The sequence below is a fragment of the Chryseobacterium edaphi genome, assembly GCF_025628985.1.
Lineage (GTDB): Bacteria > Bacteroidota > Bacteroidia > Flavobacteriales > Weeksellaceae > Chryseobacterium > Chryseobacterium edaphi.
Window position 1 is genome coordinate 38,031 of the sequence record NZ_JAOTEM010000004.1, and the last position, 15,983, is coordinate 54,013.

General features: G+C 34.3%; 8 protein-coding genes. 5 read left to right on the top strand and 3 right to left on the bottom strand.

Annotated features, from left to right (window positions below; translation table 11 throughout):
• Window positions 1-397 precede the first annotated feature (397 nt).
• From NZ698_RS19575 to NZ698_RS14645, 5 genes are all read left to right on the top strand, one after another.
• Window positions 398-577, top strand: coding sequence for a bacteriocin-like protein (locus NZ698_RS19575; protein WP_438265577.1), 180 nt, complete (start codon window positions 398-400; stop codon window positions 575-577).
• A 1,223-nt stretch (window positions 578-1,800) separates the two neighbouring features.
• Window positions 1,801-4,584, top strand: coding sequence for a M4 family metallopeptidase (locus NZ698_RS14630; RefSeq protein WP_263003947.1), 2,784 nt, complete (start codon window positions 1,801-1,803; stop codon window positions 4,582-4,584).
• Window positions 4,585-4,818: 234 nt separating this feature from the next.
• Entirely contained in the window at window positions 4,819-6,747 is a 1,929-nt protein-coding gene (locus NZ698_RS14635; RefSeq protein WP_263003948.1) for a hypothetical protein, read from the top strand.
• 209 nt (window positions 6,748-6,956) lie between these two features.
• Window positions 6,957-7,418, top strand: coding sequence for a phage tail-like protein (locus NZ698_RS14640; RefSeq protein WP_263003949.1), 462 nt, complete (start codon window positions 6,957-6,959; stop codon window positions 7,416-7,418).
• A gap of 420 nt (window positions 7,419-7,838) precedes the next feature.
• Window positions 7,839-10,769: a reprolysin-like metallopeptidase gene (locus tag NZ698_RS14645; RefSeq protein WP_263003950.1), complete on the top strand. Its 2,931-nt coding sequence runs from the start codon at window positions 7,839-7,841 to the stop codon at window positions 10,767-10,769.
• A 1,263-nt stretch (window positions 10,770-12,032) separates the two neighbouring features.
• Here the strand turns inward: NZ698_RS14645 and NZ698_RS14650 are convergent.
• The 3 genes from NZ698_RS14650 to NZ698_RS14660 all read right to left on the bottom strand — a co-directional run bounded on the left by NZ698_RS14650 (window position 12,033) and on the right by NZ698_RS14660 (window position 15,924).
• On the bottom strand, window positions 12,033-14,279 hold the full coding sequence (locus NZ698_RS14650; RefSeq protein WP_263003951.1) for a phage tail-like protein: 2,247 nt from the start codon (window positions 14,277-14,279) through the stop codon (window positions 12,033-12,035).
• 110 nt (window positions 14,280-14,389) lie between these two features.
• The gene (locus tag NZ698_RS14655; protein ID WP_263003952.1) at window positions 14,390-14,926 is read right to left on the bottom strand and encodes a phage tail-like protein; all 537 of its coding nucleotides are present in this window, start codon (window positions 14,924-14,926) and stop codon (window positions 14,390-14,392) included.
• A 563-nt stretch (window positions 14,927-15,489) separates the two neighbouring features.
• A complete protein-coding gene (locus NZ698_RS14660) occupies window positions 15,490-15,924 on the bottom strand; it encodes a transposase (RefSeq protein WP_263003953.1) in 435 nt (144 codons plus the stop codon).
• Window positions 15,925-15,983 lie beyond the last annotated feature (59 nt).

The window sequence follows — 15,983 nt, forward strand, 5'->3', positions numbered from 1 at the left end:
AAAACTCGTCGTATGAAAAATGAACCTTTAATTTTTATAAGAAATTTAAATAATAGAAATTACCCCTTGGCAATATTGACCGAGATGAATGATTGAAAATTCAAGTTATCTAAGTTCTCTATCTATGCAACTTGTTTTTTTATAAGCAAATAATCTTAAAAAACGATGGTAAATTTATTTCTGAAGGTAAAAGTTAATTTATAAATATTCCAATTTTAGAATAATAGAATAACTACCAAGAAATAAAACATCTTAATTTCAGTATGTTATATTTAAATCCATAAGTTTTGAAAAAAAATACTTTTTGAATTGCTAAAATTACTAAATTACGATATGAAAAAAGCGAAATCCGAAAAGCTTTACAAAGAGTAGGAATCAAAGACAAATTTTATTTATTATGAAAAATCTTAAGAAACTTTCTAGGGAAACTTTAAAAATGGTACAGGGAGGTTATACACCTGAATGTTTGGAAGGAATGAGATCAATGTCATGTCAGCAACAGCCTGGTCCAAATTTAACTTATATGACTCCATTCGGTTGTCCTCCAGCTGTTAAAATGTATTGTCAATTTCCTTAAATAAAATGAGATTGTCAGTTTGACTTATATTTTTATACGAAAATTTTGTTTTAATATTTTGTTACAAAATTAATTTAGAATGAGCATTTTTCTTAAACTATTCTAAAAAACCAAAAACAGACAGATCATTTTAATAATTAAGAAAATGTGAGTATAAAATTAGGAAAAAACAAATGTTTCGTACTAACCGATAGATATTATAGGTCAAAAATAATTAGTCAAACCAAAGCAAGAATGTTTTTGCTTTGGTTTTTTGTTTAAGGTTCTCATTTTTAATTCAGACTTAATGTGCTTTTGGCTCAGAGTAATCTAATGGTTCGAAGAAGGTTGGGACTCATTGTAAATGTAAATCGATTCTGTCTAAATTAGGCTTATCTTTTAAATCTAGATCGTTAAGAGTTGTGTTATAAAGGCTCAAAAAACGATGAATTAGAATGATGAATCTCAATAAAGTTGTTTTTTCCGACAATCAAAATTAGTTCGCTAAATCTCTCAGGATCTTCCTTCATGGATTTTCTGCAATTGTTCTTTTAATGAATTAAAAATTCAAATAAAATACTTATATAAAGATTATTTATTGGTTCATTGAAGGCTCTCATTCTAAGCAGATCTTTCGGTGTTCATTTCTTAATTATTCTCTTTTTTCTTATCATTAATTATTTTATTGAAATTACGATTAATGTTATAAAAATTGAAATGTTGATGCCGAAATTTAATCATGTAAACTGAAAAGACCATATAAAAATAACTTATAATGTAACATCTCAATCCTTCATACTAACTTTTAAATCTAGTATGAGATTATAATTGTTCTTAACAATTACAATTTCAAAGCTTTTGATATTGTCCTTAAAGTCTTTTCAACCGGTTTAAAATCTCTATGGCGTGAAAAATATGTTAATAATCTTGGATAAATAAACTTCTATTAGTATATATTTTTTTATCATTCAGTTACAATTACTCAGTGATTTAATACATATATAGTTAATTATCTCTTAAATTTTTGAGTTTTAAACTGTGAATTTATAAAATTTCACCAGCACAATAATTAGTAAATATTTTTTATATCATTGTATTTCAGTTATATATAAAAAATTGGTGTTAATTACTTCCATACACAAATGCCACGCGTGTTTCTTGAATAAATAAATTAATAGTTTTATGAAAAGCATTTACATTACTTTTTTGTAATGTATTAAAATAACACTTCAAACAATCTATTTATGAAAAACAAATTAATTTCTGCATTCTTAATTCCACTTTTACTAGGGGTAATTTCAATACACGCTCAAAGATATGTTGAGCAGAAGATTTATGGAGATGACGGAAGATCATCATTTATAATATTTAATTCTGGAACTGCCGCTAGAGATGCAGCTTTATCAGATAGCGAAAATTTCTTTTCCGAAATTTTTAAGCTTCCACCAGGATCAAAAATGATTAAACAAGAATCTGCCAAACTGTTTAGTGATTTTTCAGATGAAAAATATCAGTTATTTCACAATGGTATTAAAGTTCAGTTTGCCAATTATACCCTTCATTTTATTAAAGGGAACTTAGTTAGTATGAACGGAGAAATGTATGATACGAGCGATGTGAATACAGATGCCAATATTTCAGAATCTATGGCATTAGCTAATGCAGTAAAATTTTTGGGAGCAAAAAAATTAATGACAAACACCGAGCATGGAAATGACATTGGTTATACGCCTAAAGCTGAGCTGGTTTTACTTCCTGTTGAGTCCTCAGATGTAAAATTTCGACTCCTGCTGGCTTATAAATTTGATATATTTTCTGCAGAACCATTTTTGCGGTCATACGTTTATGTTGACGCAAAATCCGGTGACGTTCTCCTCAATGATCCAATCATGAAGCATGCCGGTCACGAGTCGAATAGTCATAGTGGTGACCATGAACATTTTATCGGAGCAAAAAAGAGAGCGGCTATAAATTTAGCTCCTGCTTTTGTGGCCGGAAATGCTGAAACCAGATACAGTGGCACAAAAACTATTGAAACTACTTTGCTGAACGGAAAATATGTACTTCGGGACAATACAAGAGGAAACGGAATCAATACTTTTAACAACAATAATGGCAATTACAGCAATCTTTCAAATACAGACATCACCGATAATGATAATAACTGGACGACTGCGGAACACAACCCAAGTGGAAACAATACAGCGTTAGATGTACATTGGGGTGTAGAAAAAACATATGATTACTTTAAGGATACTTTCAACAGAAATAGTTACAACAATCAGGGTGCAGTACTCAACAGCTACATTCATGTGCTTTCAAACTGGGAAAATGCAGCATGGACAGGAAGTGCCATGGTATATGGCGACGGAGCAAGTACATTCAGACCCTTATCCGCATTTGATGTAACTGCACACGAACTTGGACATGCAATATGTCAGTCAACGGCACAGCTGGCTTATCAGAGGGAATCGGGTGCATTAAACGAAGGATTTTCTGACATCTGGGGAACTGTTGTTGAAAATAAATATGCGCCGGAAAAACAAAACTTTCTGATTGGTGAAGATATAACAAAGGTTGCCCCCAATTACTTAAGGTCCATGAGCAATCCAAACTCCGGACTTCAAAAACAACCAGATACGTATAAAGGTACTTACTGGAAGGATGCCAGTAACAGTTGCGTACCCAATCAAAACACAAATGATAACTGCGGAGTCCATTCAAACAGTGGCGTACTTAATTACTGGTTTTATCTTCTGGTTTCCGGAGGTACAGGCACAAATGATATTGGCAACAGCTTTAACGTAACAGGAGTTGGATTTGACAAGGCGGCAAAAATCGCTTACAGGTTAGAGACTTCCTATCTCACTGCAAATTCAAATTACAATAATGCAATGACATATGGAATACAAACGGCAAAAGATCTTTTTGGGGCTGATTCACCTGAGCATAAAGCAACCCAGAATGCATTCTATGCGGTAGGATTAGGAACAGCTTATTCGGGAGGGGGAGCAAATCCAGGAACTGATACACAAGCTCCAACCGCACCGCAACTGTCAGCAGGATCCACGACACAAAATTCTACGTTACTTTCATGGAGCGGAGCAACAGATAATATTTCCGTAACAGGATATGATGTTTACCGAGGAAGCACACTTATTAGTACAACTTCTGCCACGTCTTACACAGTATCAGGATTATCACCGGCGACCCAATATACCTTTACAGTTAAAGCAAAAGATGCTGCAGGTAATTTGTCAGTTGCAAGCAACACCGCTATGGTGACCACGTTGTCTTCAGGAGGTGGAGGAAACTCAACATCTTATTGTACATCTTCTGCAAATTCTGCAACCGATGAACGTATTGCAAATGTTACTTTTGCAGATATTAATAAATCATCTACCGGTACAACAGGTTACGAGAATTTCACGTCAACAATTGGGAATGTTACTAAAGGAAACTCCTACTCAATTTCGATAACTCCATATTGGAGGTCCACGAAATACAGCGAGGCTTACGCAGTATATATCGATTATAACAAGGATGGAGATTTTACAGATAATGGAGAATTGGCATGGTCTAAAACAGCAGGCACAACTTCACCGGTTTCAGGCAATATCACGATTCCAAGCGCAGCAATTACTGGAGATACAAGAATGAGGGTAATAATGAGATACAACGCATTACCTGCTTCCCCTTGTGGAACTTACAATTACGGACAGGTTGAAGACTATACATTAAGAATATCACCATCTAACTCAATTTCATCATTAATTGGAGGAGAACTGGCTAATGAAAATCAAAATGTGATAACTGTGTACCCTAATCCTGTAAAAGATATAGTTAAGATTAAATCTCAATCAGATTCAGAATATAACTATCAGCTTGTCGATTCGAGAGGAACCGTAGTTCTCTCTGGAGTATCAATATCTCAATCCATCAATGTGGAATCAGTACCTGCTGGATTTTATATCATAAACTTGGAAAATGGGAAGGAGAAGGCAACTGTAAAAATTATCAAAAAATAATTGGAATCTAATTTTGTCAAAGTCGAATCCAAAAAAGATAAAGGATTCTATTAATTCCTTAGGTTAGGTAATTATTGTCTGATTCATTTTGAATCAGACAATAATTTTAAAATTAGATTGCGGTTTTGCAATTCCTTAAATCGCCACATTTTTACCACAGGATTATTGAGACTACTTGAATAAATGCAATTATCAAATAAATGAACCGCCATATTTTATGATTAAATTAAACAGATGAAAAAAATTACTATTAATGCTAAAAAAAAAGTTTTGACAGCAAAAATTTTTAATTTTATTTTTTTCTTGATTTTGTTTAGTGCAAAAGCACAGCAAATCAATCTTGCATTAGGGAAAACAGTAACTTCTTCTTCTGTAGACAATGCATCCTTACCAAATTCCAATCTTACAGATGGCAATTTTAGTACAGTTGCGCGAACTGGTAATGCTGAAATTCCACCTAATGCTGAATGGTTTGTTGTTGATCTTGGTGGAGACTACTTTATACAAAAAATAAGTTTAGGCGCTGTTGTGCCTGATAATACATTATCTAGAAGATTCATGATAGTCACTTACCCTTCAAGTTTATCTTCGCTAGGAAAAAATCCTCTAACTTATATTAATAACAATGGAGCTGCCTACAACAAATTCTTTTATACCAGCCCTACTTCATCCTCTGATTACGTCTTTGGAAGAACATCATCAAATCCTAATATACCAGGAAATGCAGGACAAACATTGGGACCTGTTTTTGAACAAGGTATTTACAGGCTTGATCTTGGTATTCATAAAGCAAGATATATTATGTTGCTTAATCTTCAAGATACAAAATTAGAGTTTACTGAATTACAGGTTATGGGAAGTTCGGTGCCTGTACGAACTTTTAAAAATGGTGGTTTTGAGCAAGGAACAACTTCAACACAGTTGATTTATCACTTGATACCTGAAGCAACTGTTGAAGGCTGGAGTACTACTGAGGGAGTTGCAGGAGAACCAGACAACATAGCAAATCTAATTAATGCTAAGGGAGGTGCAATTGAATTATGGAGAACTGGGATGAATGGAATTCCATCTTATGAAGGTAACTATTTTGCGGAATTAAATTCATACAGATCAAGTATTCTACAACAACAGCCTATTTGTATTCTTCCCAACGAATCTTTTAATTTTTCGCTGGCACATAGAGGTAGATCTGGTACAGACATTATGCGATTGGTAGTTGATGATCTAGATGTTGCAGAATTCTCTGACAGTAACGTACAAACGGGAACGCATACAGGTACAATTTTACCTGCAGGTACTACTGCAAATCTTATCCTCAATAAAGATGCAACGACAGCAACAGGTTGGACAAGGTATTATGGAACCTGGACAAACACAACTGGAGTATCCAGACAGATTAGTTTTGGCTTTAAGGCAGTCTCATCGTCAACAGGCTCAGTCATAGCAGGAAATCTTTTAGATGATGTTAAAATTTCTGCGCTCAATGCAATAATGACGTTTGACTCTAAAAATACTTCAGGAAATGAAAATGTTCCGACTGCTAATTTGCCGAAGATACTCATTAATGGACCACTTTCTGTAGCAAGAACTGTTCAGATTGATTTGGGAGGTACTGCTACAAGAGGTTCAGATTATACAACGGTACCTGCGACAGGACCGCTGACCATAAATATACCCGCGGGTAACTATGATGGGACGACCAATACTGCTATTAGTTTGGCAAATATCATTCAAATTAATCAAGATTTAATTTCAGAAGGTACAGAAACCATAATTATGACCTTAGTTGATCCCGGAACTGGAGATCTACAGCTTGCTGATACCAGCTCCTGTCAAGGGGCAGTTTCATCAGCTATATATTCTATAACAGATAATGTATGTTACAAAAATCCTGTTACCACAGGAAATACATTAGCGACCAATATGGGAATTTCTGCATTTAATAGAGCAGGTGCCGGCAATGGAGATTGGCCGATGATAAGAAAAGGAGGTTATATTGCACTGGAATCTTCTACGATGGGAATGGTGGTGACCAGAACAACGAAAGCAAGCATCGGTAATCCTGTTATTGGTATGCTTATTTACGAAATTAATGATAAATGCTTATCAGTCTATACCTCTACAGGTTGGAAATGTTATCAAAATTTCTCCTGTCCTGACTAAAGCGTTTGTCACTGTAACAGTCTCTTAATAATATTTAATTAGTTATTTAACAGTTTGTTTCTTTTATTCTTTCTAAGATAATTTGTTATCTCAAAGTATCTTAAATTCTAGATTACATATTACATATGAAAAAATTAACTTGTGTACTTTTGGTATCTGCCACATTCCTCAGCGTTAAATCACAAATTATCATTGGGAGTGAGTCAACATTGACCAGTCCTGTTGTTTCTTCTACATCTGTCTTGTTGGAATTCTCAAATAATGCCAATAAAGGAATTATCTTGCCATGGACTAATGGAGATGTTGGCAATCCCGTCAACGGAACTATCATTTTCAATACTGTATCAAAAAAAGTTAAGGCTTTTTTAAATAACGCGTGGGTTGACTATTCCAATGAAGCATCAACGAATAATTCTGTGGATACGAGTTTACAAAATAGCGCTGCCTTTCCTGAAAATCCAAATGCAGGTGTCGTCATTGGTAATTCTTCAACAGTTAAAGGTATTTTAGTTCTCGAAAGTCAGGATAAAGCATTGGTTCTGCCAAAGGTGGCCAGTCCACACCTTAACATAATAAATCCTTCACCAGGGATGATCGTTTTTGATACTGTAAAAGAGCTTCTGTGCATATATAATGGTACTCAATGGAGCTTTATTCAAAAAGATCTTTAATTTTAGTTATTGATAAGAAAAAATGCGTAGAAATAATATAATAAAGTAATTTTATGATAAATAGAATAGTGGGAGAACATTTGTATGCATATTAGGTAATAGATTTTGATGATATAGCAAAAGTAGTTACAAAGTATAATTTAGTTGTTAAATATTATAAGATTTAATGCTTGTCAGTATTTTTATGAACAACTTTTGATATTACAATTCTTGCGCCTAATGATCTTTAACACATCCAGAATTTCCAGAGTATAATTTGTTTTATAAATCTATGGAATTAAACTAAGAAATAGTTATTGTCAGTGCTTAGAAGTTAGATAACATTATCTTTTAAATAGATCTTAATACCTCTAAGGGAGACCGAGGTAGAAGTAATACATCTTTAATAAAGCTGAACTAAGAAACAAAAATCAAAATATTATGAAAAATTTATCTTTTATTTTACTCTTTAGCATGAGTTTTTTTTTCGGACAAAACCAAAGGTCCGATATCAAAAACAGTTTTGCCTTTAACTTTGCAAATTTCAAAAATCAGTTTGAAAATAGTTCCACCAATAAAAAGAAAATTACCGGAAGAATTAATCTTCCTGTACCAGGAACCCTAGATGTACTGTTTAATCTTACAGAAAATGACTTTATTGAAAAAAGAATCCCAAACATCATTACCTTTAATGGAGTTAGCAAAGATAATAAATTTTCAATGAAGCTTACATTAATGAATGATTCATTTAGTGCGGCTATAAAAAGTGATAAAGGAGAATATTTTTTCATTGAAAAAATTGAAAATACTGTTGATCGTTACCGTATCACCACTTTGGCAGAGGCTTCCGGTGAAGGTGGTTTTGTTTGTAACGCAGAGTTGGATTTTCCCGAACTAAATAATGAATTGCTGGCAAAATCGGTAACTCCCTTTCCATTAGGGACACAAATTAAAAAATTCAGACTTGCGGTGGCAACGAGAGGAGAGTCTGCACAGGCTCTTGGTAATACCGATCTTGTTTTGGCACAGGTAGTGTCAAAATTCAATGCTGTGAGTTTGGCTTATGAAAGTGAATTAGCAGTAACTTTCACTTTAATTGCCGAAACTACCAACAAAACCCTTATTTTCTCTGATCCATCTAGTGATCCTTATAGCACAACAGGACCTGCTGAAAGCTCAACAGTATTCCAAAACTTAAATGCTTCGGGAGTGCTTACATATAATAAATATGATATTGGACATACCGTTGAAATAACTACTGGATCCTCTACCAGCGGATCTGCTGGTGGAACTCCTTGTAGCAATACTTCCAAAGCTGCTGGTTTTACTAACTTTGGGACACAAAGCACCTTAGCTTCTGCTACACAGGTCCTTTGTCACGAAATGGGACATCAGTTTGGCGCAGGGCATACTTTTAATGCTGGGGGCGGTTGTGCCGGTTCATGGAGTGCGAATTCGGCAGTTGAACCCGGAGCAGGATCTACATTTCTTGCATATGCTAATTTATGCAGCAGTCCGGTAGATGTACGTTATATCCCAACCAGAGATATTCCATTTTTCCATGCAAGAAGTATGGATCAAATTTTAACCAAAATTCAAAACACTTCTAATTGCTATACAATTGTTACGAGTAGCAATATACCGCCTGTTGCTAATGCAGGCGTAGATATTACAATACCTAAAAATACACCTTTCAAATTAATCGGTTTAGGAAGCGATGCTAATAATACGAGTTTAACGTATACATGGGATCAAAATGATCTTGCGACAACCGATGATAGAGGAGCGATGGGCTCCACACTTGCTGGAGAAGGCGGTTATACCGCAGTCAACAGTACTACTGCACCGCTTTTCCGCTCACAATTCAGCAATGTATCAGGAGAGAGATATTTTCCTGCAATGGAATATGTTTTAAATAATCAGAATATTCCCCCTCTGCAAGCTGGAGAAGCATTATCTAATGTAGGCAGAGATATCAATTTGAGATTTGCGGTGAGAGATAACAATCCAACCTATGGCGGGATAGATTCGGATGATATTGTTGTGACAGTTTCCAATACGGGTCCCTTAAGTGTATCTTATCCCAACGCTTCAGGTGTTACGTTAAATGCAGGAAGCAATATCAATGTCACTTGGGATGTGAATAATACAAATACACTAAAAAATACGGTTAACATACTATTATCCACAGATGGCGGTTTAACATTCCCTCTTATTTTGGCAGAAAACACTCCGAATAATGGTTCTAAAAATATCACTATTCCAAATGTACCTTCAACGACTACAGCTAGAATAAAGGTTGTGGCTATCATCAACAGTAGTGCCGAGTTTTTTGATATATCAGATACCAATTTTACCATCAATTCTACTTGTGCTGCGTATGCTACCTATGCATATCCTACAGATGCTGTAACTGCAGTCAGTGGTTCTGCGCTAGCCAATCTGAATATGACTGCTCCGCAAGCTGTTGAATCAGAAATTTCCTCTTTTGTAAATAATTATTCCAATACTTCTGTGAGTATGCATAATTTAATAATTTATAACAATTCAAATCTGATTACTCCAGTTTTTCGTGATGTAAGAAATGGCATGGTTAAAAAGTTCAAGGTAACAATTTCCGGAAATTATGTTATCAATAAAAGTGCTGGATATATGATTTTGTCTTTAGCTTCGGGTAATCCTTTCACTACTGCCAATTTTGTAAGTTCTGGCGGATTTGTCAATGACTCCGGAAATGGCGTTTCGGTTTACAGCAGTACGAAATCAGCATACTTGACAGAAGGTACAGATTATTATTTATTTTTATCAAGTGCATCATCTTCAGGAGCGACACATACTATTACCATAGATGGACCAGGAAAAATGCTGTTTGAAACAATGCCTCCATCAGGTTACAGTTATCTATTTGCAGCCGTTGGAAATAATGGAAATATAATCACTACGAGTGCGACTGCAGATTTTACAACTTTACCGCCAGGAACATATACTATACAAGGTTTTTCTTATTTGAGCACCATTAATCCTTCAACGTTTGTTAACCAAACTTTCAGCAATTTGATTCTTGCCGGCAATTGTATTAATTTAAGTAAAAGAAACAGAAAATTAACTCTAACATCAACACTATCAACATCTGATCTTACTTATGATAAGGGAATAAAATTTGCACCCAATCCAGTAAACGATTTTCTGTATGTAATTACGAAGAAAAAAATTACCCACTATGATGTGTATGATATGTCTGGCAGAAACCTCCTGTATAAAAATAAATTTACTGACAAGATAGACTTCAGAAATTTCAGCAGTGGAAATTATATACTGAGACTGTATGAGAATCATGTGCTGGTACATCAGGTGTTAGTAATTAAAAAATAATTCTGAATAGAAAAATGGTGTTTAAATACGATTAATTTTGATTAAATCATATTTATTTTAGGAGGCTGTTCGATGAAAGATCAGCCTCTTTTAATGGAATCAAATTCGAATCTAAAACAAGCATTTGAAATGTTAGATTTATACAAGCTTCTTTAGTGTAGAATTTAAGATAAATAATGAACCTTGCCTGGCGTTTAGTAGTTCTGTATTTTTTGTTTGTAGAAAACTGTTTGTTATATTAAGTGCATTTAAACACAAAAAAAACGAAGTATTGGAATAAATTCACAGCCAACTATTACATGGTTCTAAAGGCGTAAAAATATTCTGAATACGAAATTACCAATTTGAGGAAAAAAAATCTACGTTTATCCTGCCAATACCATTGCTTTCCAACAATATATTTTCTGTTTTTGTTTCTAAGAATGTCAAATTTTTTACAATATATTGATGGTGCAAACGATCACCAATATTCATCTGATTTTATAATAAAAATTGTACTATTGACACAGATATAAACTGAGTTTCAAATTATTTAGATAATGATTAGGATGATAACGGAATTTGTAATAGTGACGAAACAGAGTGTCCTACCTCGAATGCAAGTTTATTCACGATACACAACCATAGTTGAATCAAATCTAATTATTATTGGAGGACAAATGTACAAGCTGCAATTTTAAGGATCCTTTTTAGGTGTGGTAACCCATCAGGTTAGTCAATTGCATCAAACAATTTATAGGTTGATAATATTTTGATGTTAGAATATAGTTCTTCTTTTACTGTTCCAATCAGTCTACTAAAATAATTCCGAATGCAATACTTAAATGCTACAGAATATGATCTACCTACATTTACGTAATTTTTTTTTCAGAAAATAACTGTGGATTTTATTTAAATACATTTAAGAAATCATAAATGGCTATGACTTAAATTGTAATAAATCCTAAAGTGTGCAATTTATAATCTAGAAGTACTATAGTTAAGAACCTTTATGAGTAATCTTAAACAGATAAACTAACTGCCAAAAATTATAACAGTTAATTTGAACAGATTTTTTTGTAATGGAAGCTCCTGATAATAACATATAAATATTGACCTTTGATAGCAAACCAACATATTCAAATATGTGTTTGAGCTAAAATACAAAAACCTCCATCGAATCTGATCAATGTATAAAATAATACTTAGAAATCAGCCAGATGAAGGTTCACTAAAATTTACCGGAATTTATATAACTAAGATATGAGAAATTTTACGATCAGATTAGTTGACATCTGGACAGCTCTGATTATTTAAACATTTCCAGCCGGATGATGTTCCTGTAAAATATACTTGCAAACAATCTAAAGTGATATTATAGACCATCATTCCTTCAAGTAGATTTCCTGCTGGTATTGCAGCAATTTCAGAAGAAGTTAATCTGTTAGGTACAAAACCTTTTGTCTTGGATTCTAAAACTGACCAAGCGCCTTTTCTTACCATCGGCCAGTTGCTATTATTTGCTCCGGCTCTTCCCAGTGAGGTGATGCCATGTTTCGAATCCAAAATTGGTGCACCTGCAGTAATTCCAGGCTTGTAGCACACACATATATTAACTGCACTATTTGCAGAGCTGCCAATACTTTGACCACCAGGAACTTGATTTGGTAAACCACCTGGACTTACAGTTCCCGAAATACTATTATTTGAATTAAGATTTGGATAGTTAATATTTGCACCTCCTTCAATCGAATCAGGACAGCCATCATTATCAGAATCAAATTCTAGACTATTAGGAATTCCGTCGTTATCACTATCGGCACAAACAGCCTGTCGTATCGTAATATCATCAATTGCAAAATCATTATCAAAACTGGATATACTGATATTTGATACCTCTAACCTGAAAGATGTTTCATTTCCGGAATTGAAGGTACCTGCCGCTTCACGCCAGTGTAAAGGGCGAATAATTGTTCCCGCAGGTGCCACCCGAGCATACATATCTCCGGTAGAATAATCAGCTACCATTACATTATCTGAATTTCTGAATACTCTTACCCGCAAATTGGCAGGTGAATTATTGTAAGGGGTAGTAACTGTAATAGCATTAATTGCCCATAATGAAACCCTGTATAGAGTATTTGTCTGCAATGGAACTAAATCCTGTCGATAAAATGTTGCGATTGTTGTGCTTCCGTTTACTGCAAGATAAGCATCGGTAAGATCTCCGGTGGTATGTCCATAAAGATTTTTCCAATGAAAAGGATGAATATTATTCGAATTATTGGCACTTGTAATAACATATTGACCTGGTGAAGAAATTGTTCCTGATGAACCATACGAATATCCATTCAATGGCGGATTAGGGGGAACGGTAAAATCTCGATAGGTAGTAGTTTGCCCAAAAGTTCCGCCGCTTTCTAAAGTATTTAGTGCAGGACCACATTCATCTGCATCAGTGATGCCGTCATTATCATTATCGACATCATTAATATCTGCAACTCCGTCACCATCTGTATCTCTACAGTCATTCACTGCATTGTTGGCTGAGTTGTTTACGCTTTGTCCCTGATCATTATTTACATCTGCGAGACCACCTAAATTAACGAGTTCTGGTACACCTTCTGCATCAACTGATCCTACTATTCTACCTTGTGCATTAATTTGATTCTGCTCCACATTTCCACCTCCTTCTATGGCATCAAAACATCCGTCTCCATCAGAATCCAAGTCCTGAAAATCTGGAATACCATCATTGTCAGTATCTTTAGTAACAGGTACACATGTACCAAACTGAAAATCGTCGTAATGAGCAATGCTCGTGTTAAGTGGAGTACCGTAAACATACACTCTGAAAGTATAGGTAGTACTTGGCAACAGGAGCTTTGGAGTAACTTTGCCGGAAGGCACAGAAACGTAATTATAGCTAGAAGATCCATCTGAAATTATTTCTAAATCTCTTAGCAGTAATTTGGTATTAGCTGCTGTCGCAAAGCCATCACTAGAAATTTCAACACTAATTTTATAATTACTTTCTCTATTGGTTTTTCCAAAACCAATTTTCCGGATTACCGTCCCTGCAGAAAGTGAAGAAGGAGTTGTAAACGCATATTGTACATAATCGTTATCTGTTTTTGCAGTCGGAAAAGAAGTATTTTCTACATTAGTTAAGAACCAGCTGTTTCCATTTGAGGTTGCTGTAAGACCTGTTCCAAAAGTAAAAGGGGCGGCAGATTGCACCACGGCATTATTATGAGCACCACCGTACGTAGGACTACCTGCTGGAGCATTAGACCACACCCCATCCTGATTTTGTGTACCCGATGGAGAATTACTAAACCATCCGGCATCGAACTGACCGGTACATGTACTTTCGTCCACATCAAAAATCCCGTCATTATCATCATCCAGATCCACGGCGTTCAAAATTCCGTCACCATCGCAATCATTTGTACTGGCAGAACATTGCGAATAGTAAAAGTTAAAATTAGAAATTATAAGGAAGAAAAGCAAAGTATATTTTATTTTCATAGAGTCAGTTATATTTCAGTATTAATAAGATTTTTCTTGAGAAAGCATTTCCATCTATCAGAGATTATTGTATGTATTTCGACAATTTTGTTTTATTGCAGACAGATCATTTAATTAGATCTCCAAAAACTCCACACCTTACCGTTAAATACGGCATATAATTTTTTGTTGGTGTCAAAAACAATCATTCCAGGTGCAGGATCTATAATATTTAGATGCGGATCTGATACCTTGGGCAAAACCATCGCCTTATTTGTATCTGATAAAATTAGAATCCCAGGTACAGTTGCTGTATTAGTGCCTATCGATACCTGTGCGTTTGAATTCTCGTTCAGCGGATTTTGCAAGGTTGCTCCATTTACGCCTGATATGGGATCAACAGTAGTTCCAGTATTATCAATTGAAAGATCTTTCCATCCGGCAGCATATTTCACTTTCACTTTGTGATCTGCTTGATTAAAAGCAATAGTTCCATTAACTGCTGTGGTCATAGCAGTTACGTCGGTTACCCAAGGTAATACCAATCCTCTATTTTCTGATCCGAACTCCAGAGAAACGGAAGGCGAAACAGTTGTTTTTCCGATGGCGACCTGTGCGCTCGTAAAAATAGATAATAAAAGCATTGAGAAAATTAATGTGTTTTTCATCATATTTTTTTAATTAAAATTTGTTTTCGTTAAATTTCCGGGGTCAAAAATATTTTAATCAAGAAAGATCGCATTAAAAATTATGTTAGTTTTTGTTACTAGTTGAATATTAAGTTCCCGTAAATTTGTTAGTTTTAAATTTTTAATTCATTGACATTCAATGTTATTTCAACTCATACTGTTAGTATATAGTTATCTCAAACATGACTGATTCTTACGGTAATTTTAGTAAAGACATTCATATTAAATATTTTTTTTTCCATTTTGCCAACGTGTTTCTACTGATATTAAATTTTTTTGACATCTGACTGTTATTTAGGTGATGACCCTTCTGATAATCGAGTAGCTCTAAAATAGCAGACTGATCATAGCAACGATGTTTTTGATTTTTAGAGGAAGTAATCTTACAGTGAGGAGGAAAAATTATATTATTGATTTTTATAACATCTGTTGCAGATAGTTTATTTTTTGATAGTATTTTTTCGCAGTCCCTCTGTTTTTCAGGATGTATTAATAGCAATATATCTTTATAGATGCGTACGTAATCTGGTCCCAGAAAATATTTATTTTTTGTCAGCATATTTTTCAATCCATTTGTATAATGTTGTTTTTGGTATACGGTAATCTTCAATTACTTGAATTTTTGTCTTTTGTCCTGTTGCTATCTGTTCCAAAACAAAATGTATGATTTCCGTTGTGTAAATATGTTTTTTAAATGAAGGTATTGCAGAAGATTGAGTTTTCTGAATATTGTTGTAGCATCTCGTTGGAGGAGAATACAGGATCAAGTGTTGTGAATAAATTCTGAAAAAATCATACTCCAGTAATTTGCTCCACCTGAGTAAAACATTAGAATTAAGGTCTTCAGATTCATACATACGATTAATCTCTTCCTCAGTAGTATTTAGAAATTTGCATATTCTGGAAATATCAATTTGACATTCTGCCACCCGTTTTTTAATAATATTTCCTATATCAATATTCTTAAAATCTTTCATTTCATTACCGTTTTAAAATTAACCTTCAGCACATTTGTACAATAAAATCGTGGGATGCC

Bases quoted from the DNA above. Each gene is read 5' to 3' on its own strand.
- NZ698_RS19575 (WP_438265577.1), top strand. From the start codon at position 398: ATGAAAAATCTTAAGAAACTTTCTAGGGAAACTTTAAAAATGGTACAG.
- NZ698_RS14630 (WP_263003947.1), top strand. From the start codon at position 1,801: ATGAAAAACAAATTAATTTCTGCATTCTTAATTCCACTTTTACTAGGG.
- NZ698_RS14635 (WP_263003948.1), top strand. From the start codon at position 4,819: ATGAAAAAAATTACTATTAATGCTAAAAAAAAAGTTTTGACAGCAAAA.
- NZ698_RS14645 (WP_263003950.1), top strand. From the start codon at position 7,839: ATGAAAAATTTATCTTTTATTTTACTCTTTAGCATGAGTTTTTTTTTC.
- NZ698_RS14650 (WP_263003951.1), bottom strand. From the start codon at position 14,279: ATGAAAATAAAATATACTTTGCTTTTCTTCCTTATAATTTCTAATTTT.
- NZ698_RS14655 (WP_263003952.1), bottom strand. From the start codon at position 14,926: ATGAAAAACACATTAATTTTCTCAATGCTTTTATTATCTATTTTTACG.
- NZ698_RS14660 (WP_263003953.1), bottom strand. From the start codon at position 15,924: ATGAAAGATTTTAAGAATATTGATATAGGAAATATTATTAAAAAACGG.